Origin of the sequence: Bradyrhizobium sp. TM233 (assembly GCF_036247965.1) — a bacterium.
Lineage (GTDB): Bacteria > Pseudomonadota > Alphaproteobacteria > Rhizobiales > Xanthobacteraceae > Bradyrhizobium > Bradyrhizobium ottawaense.
The window spans coordinates 333,767-357,804 of the sequence record NZ_BTIG01000003.1 but is presented as its reverse complement, the minus strand read 5'-3'; the positions used below and the strand labels follow the sequence as shown (position 1 = coordinate 357,804).

Here is a 24,038-nt window from a genome sequence, read left to right as displayed (position 1 = left end):
CGCAGCGTAATCCGGGCGACAAGAGCTACGCCCCGCGCACGATCTCTCTGACGTACCCGATCGTCTCCTCGATCTGGCTCGCATCGACGTCGAGATGGGTGCAGGCGCGGATGCGGCCGTCCATCATCGCAAGCGTCACGCCGCGCTGGCGCAGCGCTGCAACCATCTTGTCGCCAGCAATGCCGGCGCCGTCTGGCTTGAAGAACACGAGATTGGTCTCGGGCTCCTGCACCTCGACGCCGGGGATCTGCGACAGGCCGCGGGCGAGCGCGCGTGCATTGGCGTGGTCGTCGGCGAGGCGGTCGACGTGATGGTCGAGCGCGTAGATGCAGGCGGCGGCACAGATTCCGGCCTGCCGCATAGAGCCGCCGAGACGCTGCTTCCACTGCCAGACCGCCTCGATGAAGGCACGCGAGCCCGCGAGCACGCCGCCGATCGGCGCGCCCAGCCCCTTGGAGAAATCGATCCAGGCCGAATCCCAGCCGGCGGTCATGTCGCGCGGGGAGATGCCGCTGGCGACGGTGGCGTTGAGCAGGCGCGCACCGTCCATGTGAGTGACGAGGCCGTGCTGTTTCGCGATCGCGACGATCTCGTCGAGCGCGGCCTTCTTCCAGATCGTGCCGCCGCCGATATTGGCGGTCTGCTCGACGCTGACGACGGTCTGCGGCGGCTGGTAGCGCGTGCGTGGGTGCAGAGCTTTCCGGAACGTCTCCGGCGTGAACTGGCCGTCGGGGCCCTTCAACTGGGTGACCTGGAAGCCGCCGATCGCGGCATGTGCGCCGCCTTCGCGGGCGATGATGTGCGCGGTCTCATGCGCCAAAATCTCGTCGCCGGGACGGCAATGCACCAGCGTCGCCGTCACGTTGCACATCGTGCCCGAGGGCATATAGACCGCGGCCTCCTTGCCGAGCAGATCCGCCACGCGCTCGCACAGCGCGTTCACGGTCGGATCGTCGCCGACCTGTTCGTCACCGACCTCAGCCCGCGCCATCGCCTCGCGCATCCCAGCCGTCGGTTTTGTCTGCGTGTCCGAGAGCAGATTGATGCGCACCGGCGGCGCCTTGGGATCGATCGGGGGAGGGGTGTAGAGCATGCGACGCCTCCTGCAGGCATGACGGCCACTGAAGTGTGGCTCTTAAGCAAAAAGGCCCCGGCGAACCGGGGCCTTTCGATATTCAGATCTTAGCGCGAATAGAATTCGACGACCAGATGCGGCTCCATCTGCACCGGGAACGGCACGTCGGAGAGGCCGGGGATGCGGATGTATTTTGCGGTCATCTTGCCATGGTCGACTTCGAGATAGTCGGGCGTGTCGCGCTCGGGGAGCTGGCTCGCTTCAAGCACGTGGGCGAGCTGCTTGGAAGCTTCCTTGACCTCGATCACGTCGCCGACCTTGAGCTGGTAGCTCGAGATGTTGACCTTGCGGCCGTTCACCTTGATGTGGCCGTGGTTGATGAACTGGCGGGCGGCGAAGATCGTCGAGACGAACTTGGCGCGGTACACGACCGCGTCGAGACGACGCTCCAAGAGGCCGATCAGGTTCTCGCCGGTGTCACCCTTGAGGCGGCTCGCCTCGACATAGATGCCGTGGAACTGGCGCTCGGAAATGTTGGCGTAGTAGCCCTTCAGCTTCTGCTTGGCGCGCAGCTGCACGCCGAAGTCCGAGAGCTTGCCCTTGCGGCGTTGGCCGTGCTGGCCGGGGCCGTACTCGCGGCGGTTCACGGGGCTCTTCGGGCGGCCCCAGATGTTCTGGCCCATACGGCGATCGAGTTTGTACTTCGCCTCACTGCGCTTAGTCATCGCGTCCTCTTCGGTTGCATGGTTTGAGGAAACGCGCCCTCCTGTGTGACGGGCTAGCCCGGCACTGACAGGTCCGATCCCCAAAGCTTAAGGGAGTGGACCACGGGTCGCGAAACGCTTCGCGGGCCGAAATCGGCCCGCGAGCAGGCGGCTTTTAGGTGAGTTTGGGGTTCGCTGTCAATGCGAATAGCCCCGGAATCAGGTCCCGACCGCCCGAATGGGCTTCGAGCCGGCCGCCCGCAATTCGGCAGCGATTTCAGTGTTCAGGACTTGTTCCAACCGGGTCAGGACCCGGGCGATCGGGGCCGCATCGGTAACCCGGTGATCCCAGCGGATCACGACATGAATGGTCTGGTCGGGCTCAACCAGGCCGTAGCTGACGATGAAGGGGCCGGGCGTAATCGGATGGAGCTCGCCGCCGCCATAGGCGGCCACCGAGCTCACCGCAAAGCTGCCGAACCAATTACCGCGCTGGCGGCCGAAATTGAGCCCGATCGCCCAGGACAGGCGCCGCAGCGGCAGCGGCAGGCGGGTTGCCCGCATGATCTTCCGGAACATCGGGACGTCTGCGATCGGTGCCGTCTTGCCGCGCCGGATCTCGGCATCGACGGCGGCCAACGCCATGGCCTCGGGGGCTGCGATTCGCTGCGGCATCACGCATTCCTCGCCGTCCTCGACCCGGGCGATCGCCACCGACGCCACGCTGTTCGGCAGTTCGTAGAACATCGGCCAGGGCCATTTGGCGTAGACGGTGCGCAGGATCGGCTCGTCCCTGGCGACCAAGGCGAACGCCTTGACGAAGGTCGCAGCCCAGCCCGCCGGTGCGGCGGCTGCGGCGCGTGCCTCGAGCAGGGGGCGGATGTTGAGTGAACGGGAAAGCGATACGAACGGCACGTCCATCGACGCCCGCATGAGGTCGCAGATCAGGCGGCGCGGCAGCGAAATCGGCTTTGGCGTCCCGCGCATCGGTCTTCGGTTCCCGCGGATTAAAAAATGAGCAGCGAGCGGGGCGCCCGCTCGCCGCCTGCTCTAGCACGAACCAACCGGCTTGGGGCCGGTCGGTTCGACATATCAAGGGGCCGGCGTCGCCAGCGGCTTGGTCTTGTCGACGACGTAAACTCCCAGCACTTTCATGGCCTTATCGCCATGAGCCTTGGCGTCGTGCACGACGCCTGCCGGGATCTGGTAGGAATCACCGGCTTTCAGGGTTTTCTCCGGCTGACCGTCGATCAGGAGGTTCAGCTCGCCTTCGAGCACGTAGCCCGTCTCGATTCCGGGATGGGTATGGCGTCCGGCCGAGCCTCCCGCCGGGACTTCCGCGATGGCGGTGATGGTATTGTAGCCGTCCGGAAATTCGACCTTCTGGAGCGGGGTGCGCTTAATGCCGGGCTGCTGGGCGAAGGCCGCGAAGGCAAGGCCGGTGAAGGCAAGAGCGAGCAAAGTCTTTTTGAGCATTGTTTCCTCCCTGGTGCGGCCGACCCTAGCAGGGCCGCAGTTCCCGGCAAGGTGGCGTCGGCCTGCTCAGCGCCTGATGCCCTCGAACGCCGCCATGATGCCGCGCTGGAGCAGCGACCAGTCGAAGCCGAGCGCGATGGCGCGGTAGCCGCGGTCGACCAGGGCGTTGGCCTGGTCCGCAGTGCGGGCCACGCCGCCGATCGGCACGCCGCTTCTGAGGATGCCGGCCTCGGCGCGCGCGACCAACTCCAGCAGTTCCGCATCGTCCATCTGTCCGCGCTTGTTGATGGAGGTGGCGAGATCGCCGGGCCCGATCACCGCGACGTCGATGCCCGGCGTCGCCATGATCTCGTCGATGCGGTTGACGGCATCGACATGTTCGATGGTGATCATGCAGATCATCTCGTCGTCGGCGCTTGCCATGTAGTCCGGCATCGACTGGCCCCAGCGGAACGGGGCGTGGAACGGACCCCAGAGCCGGTCGCCGCGCGGCGGGTAGCGCACGCTGCGGACCGCCTTCTCGGCATCAGTGCGGTTCGTGATCATCGGAAAGTTGATGCCGAAGGCACCGATGTCCATGGGCGCCTTTGCAAGCCACGGCTCGTTCGCCGCGATCCGCACTAGGGGCGTGCACGGCGTGCCGGTCGTTGCCGCGATCATTGCGTGCGCTTCGGTCAGCCCGATGGGACCATGCTCGAGATCGACGATGATCCAGTCGAGCGAGCGCGCCATGATCTGCACCATCTGCACGCTCGGGATGGTCGCGATCGCGCCGAAGGCGGGGCGGCCCTCGCGCCACAATTGGCGGAGGCGGTTGAGCGGCGGGGTCTGGTCCGACATGGAAAGGCCTGCGGGGAGGTGACGACGGCAAAACCTAGCAGCGCAGCGCCGATGCGCAAAGTCAGGCCAGCGCGCGGCCGCCGAAGAACGGCGTCAGCGTGGCCGAAAGGCCGTGCACGCGGTTCGAGGTGAAGATCATCTCGGCGCCGGCCTGTGCGATGCCGCCCCCGCGCGGGCCGAGCAGATCCGAGACACGGCGCGCGATCGCCGGCGCCGGATCGATCCAGTCCACCGGCCAGGGCGCCAGCCGCTTCAACCGGTCGAGCAGCAGCGGATAATGTGTGCAGGCGAGCACGACGGTGTCAGTGCGCGAGGTCGCGTCTTCGCCGACGAAGCAGGGGGCGAGTTCGGCCAGGATGTCGCCGTCGCTGACGGAAGCGCCGCTGAGCTCAGCTTCGGCCAGCGAGGCAAGCTCGGGCGAGCCGACCAGCGTCACCTCGCATCCTTGGGCGAAATCGCGGATCAGGGCCTTGGTGTATTCGCGCTTCACCGTGCCCTTGGTGCCGAGCACCGAGACGCGGCGGGTCCTCGATTGTGCGCAGGCCGGCTTGATCGCCGGCACCGTGCCGACGAAGGGCACCGAATAGGCGGCGCGCAAGTGAGACAGGACCAGGGTGGACGCCGTGTTGCAGGCGATGACGACGATATCAGGGTCATGCGTGCCGATCAGTTCACCCATCAGCGGCACGACGCGGGCGATGATCTCGTCCTCGCTGTGGTGGCCGTAGGGGAAGAAGGCGTCGTCGGCGACGTAGGCAAAATGGGCGTCCGGACGCGCGGCCACGACCTCGCGGAGCACCGTAAGCCCGCCAAGGCCGGAATCGAACACCAGGATCGTCGGAGAATTGGTCACGTCATTACCCTAGCCCGGCATGGTTACCATTCGGTTTTTAGGGCGATTTTGCGGCGGGGCTGTTTGGGGGGAGGCTGGAGGCGCTGCGGACTGGGCGCAAGACCGAGATCCCACCCCTGGCAATGGCTGCTATATGCGTCATCACGACGTGCCCAACTTACCGCTGCAGGAGGCCTCATGCTCACCGTCCATCATCTCGGCAAGTCTCAGTCCGAGCGCATCGTCTGGCTGTGCGAGGAACTGGGGCTTCCCTACGAGCTGAAGCGCTACGCACGCGATCCCGTCACCATGCTGGCGCCGCCGGAGTACAAGGCGCTGCACCCGAGTGGGGCGGCGCCCGTCGTGACCGACGGCGATCTCGTGCTCGCGGAGTCCGGCGCCATCGTCGACTACGTCGTCGCAAAGTACGGCAACGGCCGTCTGGTGCTTGGCCCCAATGACCCCGCCTTCCCGCAGTTCCTGTACTGGCTTCACTTCGCCAATGGCACCTTGCAACCCGGCATGGGGCGGATGATGATTTTGAATCGGCTCGATCTCGCAAAGGACAACGCGACCTTGCTTGCCATGAAGGGACGGCTCGATCGCGCCTACGATCTGCTCGACGCGCGCCTTCGCGAGGCCGAATATCTGGCAGGCAACGCCTTCACCACCGCCGACATCATGACGTTTTTTTCGCTGACGACGATGCGTTACTTCCAGCCCTATGATCTCGCACGCTGCCCGAACGTGGTCAAATATCTCGGCCGCGTCAGTGCACGTCCCGCGTACCGGCGCGCGATGGAGAAGGGCGATCCCGGCATGGCGCTGCTGCTGGACTGAGCAGCGGCGATCACGCGATCCTGTTCGTCGTGGCCGCCCGCTCCGTGGCCAGCTGCTTCTGCAGGCGATCGATGTTCTGCAGCAGGCGCTGGCTGGTCAGCACCAGGAAATAGTAGCCGAACTGCGGGTCCTGGAAGTAGATCTCGAGCAGACGGTCATAGGTGATCGTCAGCACCTGTCCGTCCTCGACGCATTCGATGGTTCCGGTGCGCCGGTTGTCCGGCGTCAGGAAGCCGAGTTCTCCCATCAGCGCGCCCGGCCCAATCTCGACGTTGATCTCCTTGACCAGGAATTTGCCGGTGACCGTGAGCAGCATCTCCTTGGCCGGATCGCCCAGCTTGAACAGCGTGTCGCCGCGGCGATATTTGCGTTCGGTCATGAACGGCTTCAGCCATTCGATCGACATGTCGCCCTCGGCCGCGTGGCGCGCCTTCTTGACCAGCTTGAGCATCTGCCGCAGGCGCAGAGCGTTGATCGGAAGCAGCAGCAGATAGAGCAGGAACGTCGCGACATTGGCGGAGAGCGCGCCGAAGACGGCAAAAAACGCGCAGCCGATCATGTTGGCAACGCGCAGGGGCACCATGGTCCGCATCAAGAGGGTGGCGACGAAGAAACCGGCGCCGACCGCGGCGAACAGATTGGCAAACGTGATGTTGTGGACCAAGATCTCCAGCAGCCGGTTGAAGATCGCATCATAGGTGACGTTGTTCGGGTCGAGGCCCATCTGGACCAGGATCTTCGCGATCCTGAGGTTGTCCGTTGCCGCATCGAGAATGCGGTCGAGGATCGAGGAAATGTCTGCGCTGCCGGACGGCATGGTACTAACCCCGCGTAAGGCTTTCAGTCCTGGTCGGTATGCTCGACACCTAATAGCCGAAATCGAATGACGGCCGCCTGAAATGAAGCCTTTGGCCGTCACGCCGCAAGAGGCAAATTTTAGCCTGATCGGGCGTTTCGGCAATTGCCCGTTGGTTGTGCGTCCGGCTGCAACGGGGCCGTGATTCGGGCGGACTTCGGCGTCGTGGAGGGGCTGGATGCCCGAGGCGGGGCGCGTCGGACGAACTTCGCCTTATGGCTTGGCGGCGGGTTGGATGACCTGCTGCTCGACGAAGCCAAGACGACCGGGCAGCGAGCCGGCGCGCAGCAGCATGGCGACGCTGTTGGCCTCTTCCAGGGTGAAGTTGCCGGAAATCTGGCCTGAGCCGCCGGTGATGGGCTCGCGGATCACGGGGGCGGAAATCACCTTGTCGTCGAGCGCGATGGCGAAGGGCATTCCAACGTTCTCTGCGGTGATGTGAGCGAAGCGTCGCGTACCGCGACCGTTGAAGCGGAACGAGGCGATCGGCTCCTTCGTGTCGCTCGTCAATCCCGGTCCCGCGTAGCTGATGTCGTCACCGTCGAGCGCGCTGGCCTTGACGAGATAGGGGAGCTTGTCCTTGAAGCCGAACATGACTTCCGTGCCTGCTGGAGGCGTGCCGGATTGCGCCTGCTCCGCCGACATCGTGACATCGATCAGGCGGAAGCTGACCTTGACCCTCCTGGCGAAGATCGCGGTGATGCGCTCGGGCTCCATCGTGCCCGGCAGGAAGATGCGGATGCGATCCGTTCCCTCAGGCTGGACGCTGGCCAGTGTGACGCCGGCGTCCTTGAGGCGTTGCTCGATCATGGCGATGGAATCCTCGACGAGATCGCGCAGCCGTGCGGCGGATGCGGCATCGGTCGGCGCAAGCCTGATCAGCCCGTCTCCGGCGTCGGTCACGGCGAGCGCGTGCGTGGGCAATCCCTCTGCCGCCGAGGCGAGCTTGCGCGTGAGCAGTTCGCGGCCCTTGGCGTCCGCGATCTTGACGTCGACGCCGCCGTCACGAATCGTAAGGCCGGCGAAGGCGATCCGGCCCTCGCGCAGGGTCTTGTAGACGTCGTCGCGCAGATCCGTGGTGACCGCCTCCCGCAAGGCGTCACTATCCACCTTGTAGATGATGCGCGATCCGCCCAGCTTCTCCATCTTGTCGGTGACGAATGCTGCGATCTTGGCGCGCATCTTGTCGAGCTGGCCGTCCGCAGCGAGCGCCGCGCGGGGCAGCGCGATCGTCGATGCGATGGCGAATGCGGCGATCAGCCGTGTGACGCGGTTCCGCAGGGGCGTCGTCATGATGACCTCAAGTCTTGCGGCAGGGCGCTGGCGAGCGAATTCAGCGCCAGTTCTTGGTCCCCGGATCGGCCGCGGAGGTTCAAACGCCGCTCAGGTTGCATTCGATCGCCGGAGCCGTTGGCGATGGACGAACGCCAAATCATCCATCATTCTGTCCGCGCCGGGCCGGTCATCGGTCGGGGCCTCGCCGACCCAAAATGTCAAAAGACAGGGGGCGGGGACATGTATCTGAGGGAGGACGGAATTCCATGGCGGGCATCCACGCGCTCGATCGGCTCATTGGCAGCGACTATCCGAACCTTTTGACCGACGAGGAGGTCCGGGCGTTCGAGCGGGTCCCCTATGCGGACCGCATCGCCGCCGAGAGCACGTTTGACGCGATCAGGCTCGGTGCGGCGCGCAATCCCGACGGGGCGGCGATCCAGTTTCTGCAAAACGCTGATCCCGCCGACACGCCACTGGTGGTCACGTACCGCGATTTCATTGCGCGCGTCACGCAGGCTGCCAACATGTTTCACGCGCTCGGCGCGGAGAAAGACGACGTCATCAGCTTCATGCTGCCGCTGGTGCCGGATGCCTTCGTGACGCTGTTCGGCGCGGAGGCTGCCGGCATCGCCAATCCCGTCAATCCGCTGCTCGAGCCGCACCAGATTGCGGAGATCCTGGAAGCTGCGAACACCAAAATCCTGGTGGCGCTCGGGCCGATGCCTGGCACCGATATCTGGCAAAAGGTCGAGCAGATCCGCCCGCAACTCAAGCACCTCAAGGCGATCGTGCAAGTGTTCGGCGGCGGCGATCCCGCGAATGGCATCTTCGCCTTCAGCGACCTGATCAAGCAGCAGCCCTCGGATCGGCTTGTCAGCGGGCGCAAGATTTCGGGTGCCGACATCGCCGCCTATTTCCACACCGGTGGCACCACCGGCACGCCCAAGCTGGTGCGGCATACGCATACCAACCAAGTCTATCAGGCCTGGGCGCTCAATCTGCTGCTGAAGTCGAAGCCGGGCGGCAACATGCTGTTCGGCATGCCGCTGTTCCATGTCGGGGGATCGCTGACGCAGGTGCTGCTGACGCTGTCGGCGGGCGGCTCGCTGGTCGTGCTGTCGCCGAGCGGATGGCGCAATCCGAATGCGGTGAAGAACATCTGGAAATTGGTGGAGCGGTTCAAGCCCGAAGCGCTGTCGAGCGTGCCGACGGTGCTTGCGGCGACGCTCGCGGTGCCGCCCGGCGATGCCGACATCTCCAGCCTGAAATATGCCGCAGGCGGCGGCTCGGCGATCCCCGTCGCGGTCGGCTCGGCGATCCAGGACAAGCTGAAGCTGCCGGTGGTCGAGGTCTATGGCATGACCGAGACCTCGAGCGTGCACACGCTGGCCTATCCATCGCGGCCGATCAGGCTCGGCTCCGTCGGCCTTCCCATGCCTTATGCGCGCGTGCGCATCGTGCAACTCGATGCCGATGGCCGCCTGATCCGCGACTGCGCGCCTGATGAGATCGGCGTCGTCATCATGGCGGGGCCCGGCGTGTTCGGCGGCTATCTCAACGACGAGCACAACAAGGGCGCCTTCGTCGACGAGGTCTGGGTCAATTCCGGCGATCTCGGCCGGCTCGACGCCGAGGGCTATCTCTGGATCACTGGCCGCGCCAAGGATCTCGTGATCCGTGGCGGCCATAACATCGATCCCGCGCCGGTCGAGGAGATCATGTTCCGGCATCCCGCGGTCGGCTTCGCCGCCGTCGTCGGCCAGCCCGACGCCTATGCCGGCGAACTGCCGGTGGGATACGTGCAGTTGAAGCCCGGCGCCACCGTGGAGCCCGGCGAACTGGAATCCTGGGTTCGCGAGCGCACGCCGGAGCGTGCCGCCGTTCCGGTGCAGGTCATTCCGATCGACCAGATGCCGGTGACCGGTGTCGGCAAGGTGTTCAAGCCTCAGTTGCGCTGGGACGCGGCGGAGCGCGTGTTCACCAAGGTGCTCACGCCGCTGGTCGAGCGCGGCATCGATTGCAGGGTCAAAGTCGGTGCCCATGGCAGTCACGGATCAATCGCCACCGTGACCCTTGCCGGGCTGCCGTCGGACCAGCGCGAGGCGGTTGCGAGCGAGGTACACGCGCTGCTTGCACCCTTCGTGATCCGCCACGAGGTGGTGCAAAAGTAGCGGCCTCGACAGACGGCGGCGTCCCCTGGAAAAACCAGGGTGACGCTTCGCCGCATTATCCTTACCCCCGTTAGACCGGCTTGTGTGACAGGAATCACATAGGAAGAATTAGCAATCGGCGACGCTAGCGAATAGTCTCAGGGAATTGCATCCGGGGGGACGCAAGTGATTCCGTTTCGACTGTTTGCCTTGTTGATATTCGCGATTGGCCTTGCCTGCGGACCGGCGCATGCCGACCGGCGGGTCGCGCTCGTGATCGGCAATTCCGCTTACAAGAGCGCGCCCAAGCTCAGCAATCCGGTGAACGACGCCACGCTGGTCGGCGGCATGTTCAAGAAGGCGGGCTTTGATTCCGTCGACGTCAGGCTGGATCTCAGTGCCAGCGAGATGCGGCGCATGTTGCGCGAGTTCGCCGGCAGGACGCGCGACGCGGACATGGCGGTGATCTATTACGCCGGCCACGGCATCGAGCTCGATGGAGCCAACTATCTCATTCCGACCGACGCGACACTGGAGACGGATGGCGACGTTCTCGACGAGACCATTCCGGTCGAACGCGCGCTGTTCGCGGTCGAGCCCGCCAAGCAGCTGCGCCTGATCATCCTGGATGCCTGCCGCGACAACCCGTTCGCCAAGTCGATGAAACGTACGCTGGCTTCACGCGCCGTCGGGCGCGGGCTCGCCAAGGTCGAGCCGACCAGCCCGAACACGATGATTGCGTTCGCGGCCAAGGCGGGATCGACGGCGTCCGATGGCGATGCCCGAAACAGCCCGTTCGCCACCGCGCTGGTCGAGCATCTGCCGAAGCCGGGGCTGGATCTGCGCAAGGCGTTCGGCTTCGTGCGCGACGACGTGCTCAAGACTACCGGCTACAAGCAGGAGCCCTATGTCTACGGCTCGCTCGGGGGTGACGACGTGCCCCTCGTCGTGAGGCCGGCCGCGACCGGTCCGCAGGCCAACCCGCAGGATGCCATTCGCAGGGATTACGAGCTCGCGCTTCAGCTTGCGACGCGCGACGGCTGGGAAGCGTTTCTGGCGGCGTATCCCGACGGTTTCTACGCTAACCTCGCCAAGGGCCAGTTGAACAAGATCGCCGCCGAAGAGACGCGCGCGTCGGCTGAGCAAAAGGCCAAGGTGGCCGAGCAGGAAAAGACGAGGCTCATCGCCGAGCGCGCTCAGAAGGCCGAGCAGGAGAAGGCGGTCGCGGCGGCCAAGGCGGCGGAAGAGGCGCGGATCGCCGCAGAGAAGCAAAAGCAGATCGAGCAGGCGAAAGCAGAAGCGGCCGAGCATCAGCGCAAGGTGGCCGAGGCGGCGGCTGCGAAGGCGCTTGCCGAGAAACAGGCAGTGGAGAAGGCCAAGGCCGAGCTTGCCGCGAAGCAGGCGGCGGAGAGGGCTGAGCAGGCCGCCAAGCCGACGGCCGATCGGCAGATACCCGAAGTCGAGAACCAGAAAGTCGCTGCGCTCTCGCCCGCGCCGGCATCGACGTTATCGGCGGCTGATCTGACAAAATCCGTGCAGAGCGAATTGCGCCGCGTCGGCTGCCTGTCCTCCGTCGCAGACGGCGACTGGAGCGCGACGTCGCAGCGCTCGCTGGCGCTGTTCAACAAATATGCCGGCACCCAGCTCGACGTGAAGCTCGCCAGCGTGGATGCGCTCGACGCGCTGAAGGCGAAGCCGGGGCGGGTCTGCCCGCTTGTTTGCAATTTCGGCTTCAAGGCCGACGGCGACCAATGCGTCAAGATCACCTGCCGCGCCGGCTATCGCGTCGGCGACGACAACGAGTGCGAGAAGGTCCAGGAGAAGAAGCCGGTCGCGTCGCGCGAGGAGTCGCGGAGGCGGGATACGGATCGAAAGCAAAGGGAGGCCGCGCCGGCCGCGCCGCAAGCCTCGGGACAGATGATCTGCAATGCCGCCGGATGCAGGCCGATCGCCAAGGGATGCCGGCTCGGGACCGCTAATCATCCTTCCAATCCCGCGGCTAAGATACCGGCTGAAATATGCAACTGATGATGAAGCACATCTTTCGGGCTTGCTCCATCGCGCTGACGGCCCTTGCTTTTTTTGCTCTTGCAGGCTGTCTCGCCTGCAGCCCGGCGCTCGCCGACAAGCGCGTCGCGCTCCTGATCGGCAATTCCGCCTACAAGAGCGTGCCGAAGCTTGCCAACCCCGCGAGCGACGCCGGCTTGATCGGCGGCATGTTGAGGAAGGCCGGCTTCGATACGGTCGACGTCAGGCAGGACCTGAACGCGTCTGAAATGCGCAAGGCGCTGCGTGAATTCGGCGGGCGGACCAGGGATGCCGATGTCGCGGTCATCTACTATGCGGGCCACGGCATGGAGGTGGACGGCACCAACTATCTGATCCCGATCGATGCCGCGCTCGAGACCGACACCGACGTCTACGACGAGGCGCTGCCGATCGATCGCGTGCTGGTGAGCATCGAGCCCGCCAAACAGCTTCGTCTCGTCATTCTCGATGCCTGCCGCGACAATCCATTCGCCAAATCCATGAAGCGCACGGTGGCCTCGCGCGCGATCGGCCGCGGGCTCGCCAAGGTCGAGCCAACCACTCCGAACACGATGATTGCGTTTGCAGCCAAGGCCGGTTCGACGGCGTCCGACGGAGACTCCAGAAACAGCCCGTTTGCCACGGCTCTCGCAGACCACCTGCCAAAGCCCGGCCTGGATCTGCGCAAAGCGTTCGGCTTCGTGCGCGATGACGTGCTGAAGAGCACGGCCAACAAGCAAGAGCCCTTCGTGTATGGCTCGCTCGGCGGCGACGACGTGCCGCTCGTTCCTGCCAAGCCCGTTGCGACCGGCCCGCAAGCCAATCCGCAGTCTGAGCTCAGGCGAGACTATGAACTTGCGCTCCAACTCGGCACCCGTGACGGCTGGGAAGCGTTCCTGGCGCAATATCCCGAGGGATTCTATGCGAATCTCGCCAAAGGTCAGTTGAACAAGATCGGCGCCGAGGAGACGCGTGCCTCAGCCGAGCAAAAGGCGAAGGCGGCCGAGCAGGAGAAGGCGAGGCTCATTGCCGAGCGCGCCCAGAAGGCCGAGCAGGACAAGGCGGCAGCGGCGGCCAAGGCGGCCGAAGAGGCGCGGATCGCGGCCGAGAAGCAAAAGCAGATCGAGCAGGCGAAGGCGGAAGCTGCCGAACGGCAACGCAAGGCGGCCGAGGCGGCGGCTGCGAAGGCATTGGCCGAGAAGCAGGCGGCGGAGAAGGCCAAGGCCGAGCTTGCTGCAAAGCAGGCAGCGGAGAAGGCTGAGCAGGCGGCCAAGCCGACGGCCGATCGGCAGATGCCCGAAGTCGAGAACCAGAAAGTCGCCGCGCTCTCGCCCGCTCCGGCGTCCACATTGTCGGCGGCTGATCTAACTAAGTCCGTGCAGAGCGAGTTGCGCCGCGTCGGCTGCCTGTCCGCCGCGGCGGACGGTGACTGGAATGCGACGTCGCAGCGCTCGCTGACGCTGTTCAACAAATATGCCGGCACCCAGCTCGACGTGAAGCTCGCGAGCGTGGATGCGCTCGATGCGCTGAAGGCGAAGCCGGGAAGGGTTTGCCCGCTGGTGTGCAATTTCGGCTTCAAGGCCGACGGCGACCAATGCGTCAAGATCACCTGCCGCGCCGGCTATCGCGTCGGCGAGGACAATGAATGCGAGAAGGTCCAGGAGAAGAAGCCGGTCGCAACGCGCGAGGAGTCGCGGAGGCGGGATTCGGATCGAAAGCAGACGGAGGCGGCGCCGGCAGCGCCGCAAGCCTCAGGACAGATAATCTGCACGAGTGCCGGATGCAGGCCGGTTGCCAAGGGGTGCCGCATCGTGCGGGATCCCAGGCCGGGTAGTGCCGGCATGATACAAGCGGAAGTCTGCAATTAGCCGTGCTGCGCGCCAGGGGAAATGTGATCGAGGTCTGCAGCTGATGTCCTCCAGGCCTCCGACCGGCCTTGTCGGAGAACTGGTTGGCTTCATCATCTGACCTTTGCGAATGCGCGACTATCCAGCCGGCATCCGCGTCTCGACCAGACGCGCCCAGAACGACGCGCCGTGCCCGAGGATGTTGTCGTTGAAGACGTAGGCCGGGTGATGGCACTCGTTGCCGTCGCCCATGCCGACCAGCACCATCGCGCCGGGACGCGCCTCCAGCATGAACGAGAAATCCTCGGCGCCCATCATCGGGATGAACTTGTCGTTGACGCGATCGGTGCCGACGATGTCGCGGGCGACGTCGGCGGCAAGCCCGGCCTCGCGCGCATGGTTCATCGTCACCGGATACATCCGCGTATATTTCGTCTCGGCAGAGCCGCCATAGGCGCGGGCGACGCTTTCGGCGACTTCGCCGATGCGGCGCTCGACGAGATCGCGCACCTCGGGATCGAGCGTGCGCACGGTGCCGCCGAGCTCGGCGACCTCCGGGATGATGTTGAAGGCGGTGCCGGAGTGGAATTGCGTGATCGAGATGACGGCCGACTTCAGCGGATCGACGTTGCGCGCCACGATCGACTGCAGCGCGTTGACGATCTGCGAGCCGATCAGCACGCTGTCGACGGATTTGTGCGGACCCGCGCCAGCGTGGCCGCCCTTGCCGTGAACCGTGATCTGGATGTTGTCGGAAGAGGCGAGCATCGCGCCCGGGGTCGTGGCGAAATGGCCTTCGGGCAGGCCGGGCATGTTGTGCATGCCGTAGACTTCCTGGATGTTCCAGCGCGTCATCAACCCGTCCTCGACCATGGCCTTGCCGCCGCCGCCACCTTCCTCGGCGGGCTGGAAGATCATGATCGCCGTGCCGTCGAAGTTACGCGTCTCGGCGAGATATTTGGCTGCGCCCAGCAGCATCGCGGTGTGGCCGTCATGGCCGCAGGCGTGCATCTTGCCGGGGATCTTCGACGCATAAGGCACGCCCGACGTCTCCACGATCGGCAGAGCGTCCATGTCGGCGCGCAAGCCGATGGTCTTGCCGGAGGCGGATTTGCGGCCGCGGATCACCCCGACCACGCCGGTCTTGCCGATACCCGTCACCACCTCGTCGCAGCCGAACTCGCGCAGCTTCTCGGCGACGATGCCCGCGGTGCGGTGGACCTCGTAGAGCAGCTCCGGGTTCTCGTGGAAGTCATGGCGCCAGGCGGCCATTTCGTCGGAGAGGGCGGCAACGCGGTTGACGATGGGCATTGAAAAGGTCCGTTTCTTCTGTGCTCGCAGGATTGATGAGCTGGAAGCGTACTCCGCGGCATCGCGGTCCGCAAATGGTCGCCGGGCTTTCGTCGCCCCGTTCCGTGGCTATAAGGTGAGGCAGCGATACGCCGGGGACGAGGGCAGGCCATGAAGTTCGGACGCGACATTCTTGTGCTGGCGGGCTGCTTCTCGATCATGGCCAGCCCGGCCTTCGCCTGCGATGTCGGCCCGGCCACTGCCGCGATTGGATCGATCAGCCAGAAGATCCAGGCGGGCCAGATCAAGAGGATCGATCTTCTGAAGATCTCCGATCGCCTGCTCGCCAGCATTCCGATCTCGCCGGAGCATTTTGCGAGCTATGCGAGCGAACGCAAGACACAGGTCCTGACCGCGACCGACGCGACCGAACTGGCGGCAGCCGTCAAGGCGCTGGCGCCCGCACAATTGTCTTACCAACCCGATTTGCGCTGGCAGCTCGTCTTCCTCGATGACGCCGGCAATCAGCTGCACACGATCTTCTTCAGCAAGCGCTATGTGCAGGGGCGGGGCCGCGCGGGCTATGTCGACGGCAACATGTGCGGCTTCATCACCGCCACCATCGGCAGCCCCGCGCTCGTGAAATGGCTGCAGAAGCGACTATAGACCGCAATCGCACGTGCCCCGGCAGCCACGAATGTGGCTCCCGGGCGACGCAAGCGATGCTCAGCTCTCGCCGAACACGCGCTTGAAGATCGTGTCGACGTGCTTGAGGTGATAGCCGAGGTCGAACTGCTCCTCGATCTCGGCGTCGCTGAGATACTTCTTCACCTCCGTGTCCTTCTTCAGCAGCTGAAGGAAATCGCCTTCGCCGCGCCAGACCGGCATCGCGTTGCGCTGCACGAGCTTGTAGGCGTCCTCGCGGCTTGCGCCCTTCTGCGTGAGCGCCAGGAGCACGCGCTGCGAATGCACGAGGCCGCCGAGGCGGTCGAGGTTCTTCTGCATGTTGGCGGGGTAGACCAGGAGCTTGTCGATCAGGCCGGCGAGGCGCACCAGCGCGAAGTCGAGCGTCACGGTGGCATCCGGACCCATCATGCGCTCGGCTGAGGAGTGCGAGATGTCGCGCTCGTGCCAGAGCACGACATTCTCCAGCGCAGGCGTCACATAGGCGCGCACCATACGGGAGAGGCCGGTGAGGTTCTCCGACAGCACCGGGTTGCGCTTGTGCGGCATCGCGGAGGAGCCCTTCTGCCCTTCGGAGAAGAACTCTTCGGCCTCCAGCACCTCGGTGCGCTGCATGTGGCGAATCTCGACCGCGATGCGCTCGACCGAGGAGGCGATCACGCCGAGCGTCGAGAAGTACATCGCGTGGCGGTCGCGCGGGATCACCTGGGTCGAGATCGGCTCGGGGACGAGGCCCATGGCTTTCGCAACGTGCTCTTCGACGCGCGGATCGATCTGCGCGAAGGTGCCGACGGCGCCGGAGATGGCGCAGGTCGCGACCTCCTTGCGCGCCGCGATCAGGCGCTCCTTGGCGCGCGAGAATTCGGCATAGGCATAAGCGAGCTTGAGGCCGAAGGTGACGGGCTCGGCATGGATGCCGTGGCTGCGGCCGATGGTCGGCGTCATCTTGTGCTCGAAGGCGCGCTTCTTCAGCGCGGCCAGCACCTTGTCGAGGTCGGCGAGCAAAAGGTCAGCGGCACGGGTGAGCTGGACGTTGAGGCAGGTGTCGAGCACGTCCGAGGAGGTCATGCCCTGGTGCACGAAGCGCGCCTCGGGGCCGACAATCTCGGCGAGGTGGGTGAGGAAGGCGATGACGTCGTGCTTGGTCTCGCGCTCGATCTCGTCGATGCGGGCGACGTCGAAGGTGGCGTCCTTGGCCTTGGCCCAGACCGTTCTGGCGGCCTCCTTGGGGATGGTGCCGAGTTCGGCGAGGGCGTCCGCCGCATGCGCCTCGATCTCGAACCAGATCTTGAACCGGGTCTGCGGCTCCCAGATCGAGGCCATTTCCGGGCGGGTATAGCGGGGGATCATCTGACGGCTCCAGGAAGGTGGGCGGGCGGTCCCCAAGGGGCGGCGCTGGCCAAAATGCTTTTTACGCCGTGATTTAACAGAGCGGGCAGGGCGAAACAAACGGTCTGGGCCCCGGGAGAGCGGTATCGCCGAGCTATCCACCGGGCCGGCTGGCAGGGGGCAGGGGTCCGGCCCCAAATATTAACTGTCAATCACGGATCATTGACTGACAGATATTGAAATCTGTCAGCGGGACGTGTATATCCGTTCTCGGACGCTCCGATTGGGCGTCCCGCGGTTACCTCCAGGGGGAGCCCGACATCCGAAATACCTCTCGGATCGACGGTCGCCATCGAAGGGCGAGGGCCGTGGACGAATGGAGATATAAGAAAATGACGACCGAAATCATCAATCTCACCGGGGCGATTGGGCATTGGCTCAATTTGCTGGTGGCGCGCCAGATCGCGGCGCAGGCTGCAAAACTGCCTCATTGAGGCGAGAGCTTTCCGAAACGGCCGGCAGGGGCGCTTCGGAAGCAGCTCTAGCCGGATAACTGAGCCCAAACGGGAACATGGTGCTGGCATGAATGAAGCCGTTGTCTTGACGCCGGAGCGGATCCTCGAAGTGACCGAGGACGTGTTGCGGCGTTACGGACTTGCCAAGGCCACCGTGGTCGACGTGGCCCGTGCGCTCGATGTGAGCCACGGCAGCGTCTATCGCCATTTCCCGAGCAAGGCTTCGCTGCGCGAGGCCGTCGCCAAACGTTGGCTGGACCGCATCGATGCGCCGCTTCGCCAGATCGCCGAGGAGCAGGGTCCGGCGCCGGCGCGGCTCGACCGCTGGCTGCGCACGCTGTTCGCCGCCAAGCGTTCGCGAGTGCTCGACGACCCCGAAATGTTCGACACCTATCTGACGCTGGCGCGCGAGGCCTGCGCGGCCGTCAAATGCCACAAGGACACCCTGACCGACCAGGTCGTGGCCATCCTGTCCGACGGTGTGGCGCAGGGCGTCTTCGCCATCGACGACGTCAAGGCCACCGCGCGCGCGATTTACGATGCAACCAGCCGCTTCCACCATCCGGCGCATGCCGACGAGTGGAAGGATGCTGATCTCTCCGCGCGCGTCGACGCGACGCTCGCGCTGCTGCTGCGCGGTCTGAAGGCGGCCTGAGGCCGCAGGAACCCGTTCAATCCGCGGTGCCGCCGATCAACCTCTCGCCTTGTGAAGAAGGACGCCGTCGCGAAGCGATGGCGAGGAAGCCGAATGTCTTCGCGCGTGGAAGACAGGATCGGACGATGGAACGACCGGCGGACTATTCGGATATGCATTGACCGCGATTTCGACGGAGTCCTTTGATCGCTTGCGAAGACGGTAGAAGGTTAGCTCCTGATCGAGCATTGGACAGCGGAAGTGGACAATGGCTGTGTCCGGCAGGCGGCAAAGTTCGTCGATGAGCTCGCCTACTGTGATGATCGGGGGATGGTCGACCGCCTTGTGATGACCCTTACTCATGACCTTGTGACTCCTTCACTCCGATACTAACCGGAGCCGGATGGGGTCCGTTCCAATTTCGTTCAGCAGATTGAGAAGCTTCAAGGGGGCAGGGGGCAGTGCGGCAGCTTTGCTGCTAAATCCTCGTCAGTCCGCAACTCGCTGCCAGCCGCACCAGCTGCGCGTCGGTGCGCGCGCCGGTCTTGGTCTTGATCAGATAGTGGTAGTTCTGCACTGTCTTCACACTGAGATTGAGATGCGTCGCGATCTGCTCGGTGGTGGCGCCGCCGGCGAACTGGCGCAGGATCTCGATCTCGCGCTCGCCCAGCTGATCCAACGCTGAGCCCGCCGACAGGCTGTCCTCGGCGAGGATGTGCGCGATATCGTCGCTCATGGCGCGCTCGCCGCGCGCGACGGCGCGGATCGCGGTGACGACGGCGGACGGCTCGCTGCTCTTGGTGACGAAGCCGCTGGCGCCGGCGCCGAAGGCGGCTTTCACCAGCACGGCCTCGTTGTGCATAGTGAAGACGAGGATCCGCGCCCGCGGGCTGCGCGCGCGAATGTTGCGGATCGCCTCCAGCCCGCTCGCGCCGGGCATCGAGATATCGAGCAAGACGACATCGGGATCATGTGCCTTGAACGCGCCGTAGGCGTCCGCGGCGTTGTCGGCTTCCGCCACGACGTGCAGATCGCCCTGGCTTTCCAGCACGCGCCGATAGCCTTGGCGGACGATCGGGTGGTCGTCGACGAGCAGCACGGAGATGCCTGTTGCCGCAACCTCGCTCATTCCGCCCTCACGCGGCAAGCGGGATGGTGGCGGCGACACTGAGGCCGCCGCGGGCGGGCAGGATCGAGAGCGATCCGCCGGCCGCCGTGACGCGCTCGCGGATGCCGGTCAGGCCAAAGCCGGCCGATTGCGCGACGCGCTCCGCATCGCCGCCGCCGTCGTCCTCGACGCGGATCAGCAGGGCGTCATCCTCGCCGGCCCGGCGTTCGATGCGCAAGCTGATCTCGCGCGCCGCACCGTGACGCAGCGCGTTGGTCAGGCATTCCTGTGCCACGCGATAGGCCGTGGTGGCGGCCGGACCGCTGATGTCAGTGAGGTCACCTCTGAGATCGAGCTGGATGGTCGGCCGCGCGGCACTTTGCGAGCGCCAGCTGTCGACGAGATTGACGAGGCTTGCCTCGAGCCCGAGCTCCTCGGGCAGGGGATTGCGCAGGCGCTTCAGCGCATCGCGGAGCGAGGCCATCAGATGATGGGTGGCCTGCGAGATCATGCGCGCGTCCTGCGCGGTGCCGTGATCCCGGTTGTCCTTTGTGTTCGCCGTTTCGATCGTGTTGGCGAAAGCGAGAATGGCGGAGAGATTCTGCCCGAACTCGTCGTGCAGTTCGCGGGCGAGGGCGCGGCGTTCGTCGTCGCGGATCTCCAGCAGGCGCCGCGTCAGCGCCGCGCGCTGCTCGGTGGCTTCCTCCAGGCGGCCGCCGAGCGCGTCGACGGCGTTGCCGATCATCGCGAGCTCCATGGAGCGGAAGCGCGGCAGTTTGGTGCGGTACTGCCCGCGCGCCATGCGCTGCAGGGCGGTCACGATCGCGCGCGCCGGTGCCAGCGCATGCGCGATCGCCAGCGAAGCCAGCAGCGCGATCGCCGCCGCCATCAATAGCGCGACGTCGATCACGTTGAGGATGTACTCCCAGGCGAGCGAGATGGCGGCCGCGGCATCCGGCGTCGCGACCACGGTGCCGGCAGAAGCGGCACGGGGACTGACGGGTCGGACCGCCTCGGCGTGGCTGCCGAGGAAGGTCGGCACGATCGCGGCGAACCAGCGCGGCGGCGTCTTGCCTAGCCCCTCGCTCTGGCCGCAGAGCGGCTTCTCGAATGCCGCGGCCGGCTGGAACTCGACGCAGACGCCGGGCGAAATCAGCTTCATGGTCTCCAGGGTGCGCCAGTCCGGAACGGGCAGGAGATGCTCGCGCGCTCTGCTGCTACGCAACAAAAGCTCGCGCCAATACAGCGCCTGAAGCGCCTGCGCGACCCGCTGGGCCGAGGCAGCCGTCGACCGGTCGACGCTGCGATAGGCGTCGAGTGTGGCCCATATGGTTGCCGCGCCAAGGCACAGGGCCACGATAAGCAGCAGACGGGCGACAAGCTGAAGCACGAGGCGCATGCGATCATCCCCGACGTTTGATAAGCTGAGCCTAACAACGCCGGCGCGCCTTGCCAATTGCGGGGTGTGGCAGGATTGCAGCTCGGGCAAATTTCCCAAGCCGGATTGGGCATGGGTCTTTGGACCGGGCGCGGCGACTTTGATCTAATCGGCCAGAAATCTTTGCAGGCCAATCGTTGCGGGCCGGGAGCAGTGCAGCATGAGTTCGATCACGATTGGACCGATCGCGGGAGCGGCGACCGACCCATCCGAGCGCAGCGCGCTGCTGTTCTGGATGATCTTCACGGGGCTTTCGATCTTCGCCGTCGTGCTGCTGTGGCGCTTCGGCCTGATTCATCTGATGCTGACCTCGGACCGGACCTACATTTCGAGCGTCATCGCAGTGCTCTATGTCCTGACCTGCGGCCACTGCTTCCTGCGCACGCGGGCGATCGCGCGTGAAGGCGCAGCGGCGCGGCGCTGCCGCGAGGCGCTCGCGGTGCCTGACGGCGGCAAGGTGCTCGATGCGAGCGCGGCCGCGCTGCCGCGCGGGCTGGTGCGCGACCACATCCAGAGCCTCGTGACGAAAGCGGCCGCGCAGGACTACCGCCCGGTCGACCAGACTCTGCTGTTGCGGACGCTCGCGGACCGGCTGCGCGGTTCCAATGGGTTCGGCGCCTTCGTCTCGGATACGCTGATGAAGCTCGGCCTGCTCGGCACCATCGTCGGTTTCATCATCATGCTGGCGCCGATCGCGGGGCTGGATGCCGCCGACAAGGTCGCGATGCGCTCTTCGATGGGGCTGATGAGCGACGGCATGGCGGTCGCGATGTACACGACGCTCGCAGGTCTCGTCGGCTCGATCCTGGTCCGCATCCAGTACTACATGCTGGATGCCGCGACCCAGCGGGTGTTCTCGGATGCGGTCGTGCTGACCGAGACCTATGTGACGCCGGTGCTGGAGCGCAAGGGTTCTGAAAAGGGCTCTGGAATCAAGGGTGCCGGAATCCCGTCATGATGGATGATTTCGGTCTCTATCCGCGCGAGGAGTCGTTCGATCCACTGGGCGTGATGCTGTTCAAGGCGCTCCAGGTGATCGCGTTCCTGTTCTTTCTTGCGCTACTCGCGGTCTCTCCTGATGCCAAGGAGGGCAAAATCGACTCCAAGGCGGAGTTCATGATCACGCTGGACTGGCCGGACAGCCACCCCGACGATCTCGACCTGTTCGTGCAGGATCCCGCCGGCAACATCGCCTGGTATCGCCATCGTGAGGCCGGTTTCCTGACCCTCGATCGCGACGATCGCGGCGGGGCCAACGACTTCATCATCGTCAACGGCAAGAAGATCGCCTCGCCGATCCGCGAGGAGATCGTCACGGTGCGCGGCATCATCGCCGGCGAATACACCGTCAACGTCTCGCATTTCGTGGCGACGACCGGCGAACCCGTCACGGCCAATGTGAAGGTGCAGAAGCTCAATCCGACCGCGCAGGTGGTCTTCGACAACAAGTTCACGCTCGACCACACCGGTGACGAGAAGACCGCGGTGCGGTTCCGGCTCGATGCCGAGGGCAAGGTCGTCAATGTGGACCAGCGGCCGAAATCGCTGCTGGAGACGTTCCGCAGCAGCTGGCGCAACGGCGCCGATCTCGATCCGAGGACCGGTGTGAGCAAGGACGCTGCGAGGGTGCGCCGTGACTAGCCTGCAAACGGTCATCCTCACACTGTCGCTCGCCTACGCCGTGATCGGCGCGTTGCTGCTGGTCGTGCTGGTCTACGCGCGCCTGCACTGGTCGCTGAAGGCGATCGCCGTGGTCGTGACCAGCGCCTTCTACGTCGTCAGCTTCACCGAAATGCGCGGGCTGCTCGGTTGGGCCAGTGCCGACCGGCTGCCGGCGACTTTCAAGCTGCTGAAGGCCCGCATCGTCGAGCCGCATTCGCTTCAGGGTGATCCCGGCTCGATCTATCTGTGGGTCGAGCAGCTGGACGAGGACAATCGCCCGAGCGGCATCCCGCGCGCCTTCCGTGTACCCTACGACGACAGGCTTGCCGACAAGACCCATGCCGCGGAGAACGAGATCGCGTTGGGACATCCGCAAGGTGGCCGCGCCGCGGATTTCGGCGGCGGTGATGGCAGCCTCATCGACATGGTCCGGGAATATGTGACGCCCAAGACGATCATGGAGACGACCGGCGGCGATTCCTCGACCGGCGAATTCATCGCACCACCGGCCGGCGCGCAAGGCGTGAGCTTCACCCCGCTGCCGCCGCCTCGAATGCCGCCAAAGGACGAGCAATAGGCCCTTCACCAGCGCCGCAAGATCATCACCGCAAGGCTGCGCTGGTAAACGGCGCGGCGCTGGCGCAAGGTTTTGACCTCCCTCAATTTGGCCTTATCGGGCTTCAATAAGATTTGGAGGGTGGAGGGTGCGTGCTCCTAGCTGTCTTTTCGGATATCCACGGCAACAGGCAGGCCTTCGAGGCCTGCCTGAAGGTTGCCCGGGCGAAGGGCGCTGAGCGGTTCGTCCTGCTCGGCGATTTCGTCGGCTATGGCGCCGATCCGGAATGGGTGGTGGATACCGCGATGGAGCTCGTTGCCCAGGGGGCGATCGCCGTCCGCGGCAATCACGACCAGGCGGTCAATTCCTCGACGGAGACCATGAACGCCGAGGCGCAAATCGCGATCGAATGGACCCGCGGCCGCCTTGATACCGCGCAGCGGCGGTTCCTGACCGAACTACCGATGCTGGTGGAGGATGGCGATCGTCTCTTCGTGCATTCGGAAGCCTCCAGCCCCCAGCGCTGGCACTACGTCCGCTCGACGGTGGACGCCGCCAAGAGCCTGATTGCGACGCCCGCCCATGTCACGTTCTGCGGCCATATCCATCGTCCCGCGCTCTATTCGATGTCGGTGACGGCCAAGATGACAAGCTTCGTGCCGAAGACCGACGTCCCGGTGCAGCTTCTGCGCGGCCGGCAATGGCTCGCCGTGCTCGGCTCGGTCGGCCAGCCCCGCGACGGCGATCCGTCGGCGGCCTTCGTCTTGTTCGACACCGAATCGTGCCAGATCACCTACTGCCGCGCGCCCTATGACATCGGGACCGCGGCGGACAGGATTCGTGACAACGGCCTGCCGCACTGGCTCGCCGATCGGCTCTCGCAGGGGCGCTGACGG

At 65.2% G+C, this 24,038-nt stretch carries 22 protein-coding genes; 10 read left to right on the top strand and 12 right to left on the bottom strand.

Going from position 1 to position 24,038, the window contains the following annotated elements; genetic code table 11:
* Positions 1–25 precede the first annotated feature (25 nt).
* The 6 genes from AABA86_RS08825 to murI form a co-directional block, all read right to left on the bottom strand.
* Positions 26–1,093 (bottom strand): threonine aldolase family protein, encoded by a 1,068-nt coding sequence (locus AABA86_RS08825; protein WP_338306472.1) that lies wholly within the window; start codon positions 1,091–1,093, stop codon positions 26–28.
* Positions 1,094–1,182: 89 nt separating this feature from the next.
* Entirely contained in the window at positions 1,183–1,800 is a 618-nt protein-coding gene (gene rpsD / locus AABA86_RS08820) for a 30S ribosomal protein S4 (protein ID WP_212282272.1), read from the bottom strand.
* 198 nt (positions 1,801–1,998) lie between these two features.
* Positions 1,999–2,766: an acyltransferase gene (locus tag AABA86_RS08815; RefSeq protein WP_212251748.1), complete on the bottom strand. Its 768-nt coding sequence runs from the start codon at positions 2,764–2,766 to the stop codon at positions 1,999–2,001.
* Positions 2,767–2,871: 105 nt separating this feature from the next.
* Positions 2,872–3,255, bottom strand: a complete 384-nt coding sequence (locus tag AABA86_RS08810) for a cupin domain-containing protein (RefSeq protein ID WP_338306471.1) — start codon at positions 3,253–3,255, stop codon at positions 2,872–2,874.
* Between the two features lie 66 nt (positions 3,256–3,321).
* Positions 3,322–4,095 carry an HpcH/HpaI aldolase family protein gene (locus AABA86_RS08805; protein ID WP_212251746.1) on the bottom strand — a complete coding sequence of 258 codons (774 nt, stop codon included), beginning with the start codon at positions 4,093–4,095 and terminating at the stop codon, positions 3,322–3,324.
* 61 nt (positions 4,096–4,156) lie between these two features.
* Entirely contained in the window at positions 4,157–4,948 is a 792-nt protein-coding gene (murI, locus tag AABA86_RS08800; protein ID WP_338306470.1) for a glutamate racemase, read from the bottom strand.
* Between the two features lie 177 nt (positions 4,949–5,125).
* Here murI and AABA86_RS08795 point away from each other — a divergent pair, with 177 nt between their 5' ends.
* Entirely contained in the window at positions 5,126–5,767 is a 642-nt protein-coding gene (locus tag AABA86_RS08795) for a glutathione S-transferase family protein (RefSeq protein ID WP_338306469.1), read from the top strand.
* 10 nt (positions 5,768–5,777) lie between these two features.
* Here the strand turns inward: AABA86_RS08795 and AABA86_RS08790 are convergent, their stop codons facing one another.
* Positions 5,778–6,584, bottom strand: coding sequence for a Crp/Fnr family transcriptional regulator (locus AABA86_RS08790; protein WP_212251740.1), 807 nt, complete (start codon positions 6,582–6,584; stop codon positions 5,778–5,780).
* A gap of 252 nt (positions 6,585–6,836) precedes the next feature.
* Positions 6,837–7,916, bottom strand: a complete 1,080-nt coding sequence (locus AABA86_RS08785; RefSeq protein ID WP_338306468.1) for a SecDF P1 head subdomain-containing protein — start codon at positions 7,914–7,916, stop codon at positions 6,837–6,839.
* Positions 7,917–8,164: 248 nt separating this feature from the next.
* Between AABA86_RS08785 and AABA86_RS08780 the strand changes: the two genes are divergently transcribed.
* The 3 genes from AABA86_RS08780 to AABA86_RS08770 all read left to right on the top strand — a co-directional run bounded on the left by AABA86_RS08780 (position 8,165) and on the right by AABA86_RS08770 (position 13,947).
* Complete coding sequence (locus AABA86_RS08780) at positions 8,165–10,072, top strand: acyl-CoA synthetase (RefSeq protein ID WP_338306467.1); 1,908 nt, start codon at positions 8,165–8,167, stop codon at positions 10,070–10,072.
* Positions 10,073–10,237: 165 nt separating this feature from the next.
* Complete coding sequence (locus AABA86_RS08775; protein ID WP_338306466.1) at positions 10,238–12,079, top strand: caspase family protein; 1,842 nt, start codon at positions 10,238–10,240, stop codon at positions 12,077–12,079.
* On the top strand, positions 12,079–13,947 hold the full coding sequence (locus tag AABA86_RS08770; protein WP_338306726.1) for a caspase family protein: 1,869 nt from the start codon (positions 12,079–12,081) through the stop codon (positions 13,945–13,947). Before AABA86_RS08775 ends, AABA86_RS08770 begins: the two co-directional genes overlap by 1 nt.
* Positions 13,948–14,064: 117 nt before the next feature.
* Here AABA86_RS08770 and AABA86_RS08765 read toward each other — a convergent pair whose 3' ends face one another.
* The gene (locus tag AABA86_RS08765) at positions 14,065–15,237 is read right to left on the bottom strand and encodes a M20 aminoacylase family protein (RefSeq protein WP_338306465.1); all 1,173 of its coding nucleotides are present in this window, start codon (positions 15,235–15,237) and stop codon (positions 14,065–14,067) included.
* Positions 15,238–15,387: 150 nt separating this feature from the next.
* On the opposite strand from AABA86_RS08765, the gene AABA86_RS08760 reads away from it, so the two are divergent.
* Positions 15,388–15,882 carry a hypothetical protein gene (locus AABA86_RS08760; RefSeq protein ID WP_338306464.1) on the top strand — a complete coding sequence of 165 codons (495 nt, stop codon included), beginning with the start codon at positions 15,388–15,390 and terminating at the stop codon, positions 15,880–15,882.
* 60 nt (positions 15,883–15,942) lie between these two features.
* Here AABA86_RS08760 and purB read toward each other — a convergent pair whose 3' ends face one another.
* Positions 15,943–17,250 carry an adenylosuccinate lyase gene (gene purB / locus AABA86_RS08755; RefSeq protein WP_338306463.1) on the bottom strand — a complete coding sequence of 436 codons (1,308 nt, stop codon included), beginning with the start codon at positions 17,248–17,250 and terminating at the stop codon, positions 15,943–15,945.
* Positions 17,251–17,811: 561 nt separating this feature from the next.
* Here purB and AABA86_RS08750 point away from each other — a divergent pair.
* Entirely contained in the window at positions 17,812–18,399 is a 588-nt protein-coding gene (locus tag AABA86_RS08750) for a TetR family transcriptional regulator (RefSeq protein WP_212251726.1), read from the top strand.
* A gap of 457 nt (positions 18,400–18,856) precedes the next feature.
* Here AABA86_RS08750 and AABA86_RS08745 read toward each other — a convergent pair whose 3' ends face one another.
* Together AABA86_RS08745 and AABA86_RS08740 are read right to left on the bottom strand one after the other, a co-directional pair.
* On the bottom strand, positions 18,857–19,507 hold the full coding sequence (locus AABA86_RS08745) for a response regulator (RefSeq protein ID WP_212251722.1): 651 nt from the start codon (positions 19,505–19,507) through the stop codon (positions 18,857–18,859).
* A gap of 7 nt (positions 19,508–19,514) precedes the next feature.
* Positions 19,515–20,885 (bottom strand): sensor histidine kinase, encoded by a 1,371-nt coding sequence (locus AABA86_RS08740; protein WP_338306462.1) that lies wholly within the window; start codon positions 20,883–20,885, stop codon positions 19,515–19,517.
* Positions 20,886–21,084: 199 nt separating this feature from the next.
* Between AABA86_RS08740 and AABA86_RS08735 the strand changes: the two genes are divergently transcribed.
* The 4 genes from AABA86_RS08735 to AABA86_RS08720 all read left to right on the top strand — a co-directional run bounded on the left by AABA86_RS08735 (position 21,085) and on the right by AABA86_RS08720 (position 24,035).
* Positions 21,085–21,882: a MotA/TolQ/ExbB proton channel family protein gene (locus AABA86_RS08735; protein WP_212251718.1), complete on the top strand. Its 798-nt coding sequence runs from the start codon at positions 21,085–21,087 to the stop codon at positions 21,880–21,882.
* Positions 21,879–22,565: a hypothetical protein gene (locus AABA86_RS08730; RefSeq protein ID WP_338306461.1), complete on the top strand. Its 687-nt coding sequence runs from the start codon at positions 21,879–21,881 to the stop codon at positions 22,563–22,565. The genes AABA86_RS08735 and AABA86_RS08730 overlap by 4 nt, the downstream gene beginning before the upstream one ends.
* On the top strand, positions 22,558–23,163 hold the full coding sequence (locus AABA86_RS08725) for a hypothetical protein (RefSeq protein WP_212251715.1): 606 nt from the start codon (positions 22,558–22,560) through the stop codon (positions 23,161–23,163). Before AABA86_RS08730 ends, AABA86_RS08725 begins: the two co-directional genes overlap by 8 nt.
* 131 nt (positions 23,164–23,294) lie before the next feature.
* Positions 23,295–24,035, top strand: a complete 741-nt coding sequence (locus AABA86_RS08720; protein ID WP_212251713.1) for a metallophosphoesterase family protein — start codon at positions 23,295–23,297, stop codon at positions 24,033–24,035.
* Positions 24,036–24,038 lie beyond the last annotated feature (3 nt).

What these genes read in the sequence shown, in the direction of transcription:
- AABA86_RS08770 (WP_338306726.1), top strand. Translation starts at nt 12,079, where the DNA reads ATGATGAAGCACATCTTTCGGGCTTGCTCCATCGCGCTGACGGCCCTT.
- AABA86_RS08760 (WP_338306464.1), top strand. Translation starts at nt 15,388, where the DNA reads ATGAAGTTCGGACGCGACATTCTTGTGCTGGCGGGCTGCTTCTCGATC.
- AABA86_RS08790 (WP_212251740.1), bottom strand. Translation starts at nt 6,584, where the DNA reads ATGCCGTCCGGCAGCGCAGACATTTCCTCGATCCTCGACCGCATTCTC.
- AABA86_RS08745 (WP_212251722.1), bottom strand. Translation starts at nt 19,507, where the DNA reads ATGAGCGAGGTTGCGGCAACAGGCATCTCCGTGCTGCTCGTCGACGAC.
- AABA86_RS08740 (WP_338306462.1), bottom strand. Translation starts at nt 20,885, where the DNA reads ATGCGCCTCGTGCTTCAGCTTGTCGCCCGTCTGCTGCTTATCGTGGCC.
- AABA86_RS08750 (WP_212251726.1), top strand. Translation starts at nt 17,812, where the DNA reads ATGAATGAAGCCGTTGTCTTGACGCCGGAGCGGATCCTCGAAGTGACC.
- AABA86_RS08785 (WP_338306468.1), bottom strand. Translation starts at nt 7,916, where the DNA reads ATGACGACGCCCCTGCGGAACCGCGTCACACGGCTGATCGCCGCATTC.
- AABA86_RS08805 (WP_212251746.1), bottom strand. Translation starts at nt 4,095, where the DNA reads ATGTCGGACCAGACCCCGCCGCTCAACCGCCTCCGCCAATTGTGGCGC.
- AABA86_RS08795 (WP_338306469.1), top strand. Translation starts at nt 5,126, where the DNA reads ATGCTCACCGTCCATCATCTCGGCAAGTCTCAGTCCGAGCGCATCGTC.
- AABA86_RS08810 (WP_338306471.1), bottom strand. Translation starts at nt 3,255, where the DNA reads ATGCTCAAAAAGACTTTGCTCGCTCTTGCCTTCACCGGCCTTGCCTTC.
- purB (WP_338306463.1), bottom strand. Translation starts at nt 17,250, where the DNA reads ATGATCCCCCGCTATACCCGCCCGGAAATGGCCTCGATCTGGGAGCCG.
- AABA86_RS08815 (WP_212251748.1), bottom strand. Translation starts at nt 2,766, where the DNA reads ATGCGCGGGACGCCAAAGCCGATTTCGCTGCCGCGCCGCCTGATCTGC.
- AABA86_RS08825 (WP_338306472.1), bottom strand. Translation starts at nt 1,093, where the DNA reads ATGCTCTACACCCCTCCCCCGATCGATCCCAAGGCGCCGCCGGTGCGC.
- rpsD (WP_212282272.1), bottom strand. Translation starts at nt 1,800, where the DNA reads ATGACTAAGCGCAGTGAGGCGAAGTACAAACTCGATCGCCGTATGGGC.
- AABA86_RS08735 (WP_212251718.1), top strand. Translation starts at nt 21,085, where the DNA reads ATGAGTTCGATCACGATTGGACCGATCGCGGGAGCGGCGACCGACCCA.
- AABA86_RS08765 (WP_338306465.1), bottom strand. Translation starts at nt 15,237, where the DNA reads ATGCCCATCGTCAACCGCGTTGCCGCCCTCTCCGACGAAATGGCCGCC.
- AABA86_RS08730 (WP_338306461.1), top strand. Translation starts at nt 21,879, where the DNA reads ATGATGGATGATTTCGGTCTCTATCCGCGCGAGGAGTCGTTCGATCCA.
- AABA86_RS08780 (WP_338306467.1), top strand. Translation starts at nt 8,165, where the DNA reads ATGGCGGGCATCCACGCGCTCGATCGGCTCATTGGCAGCGACTATCCG.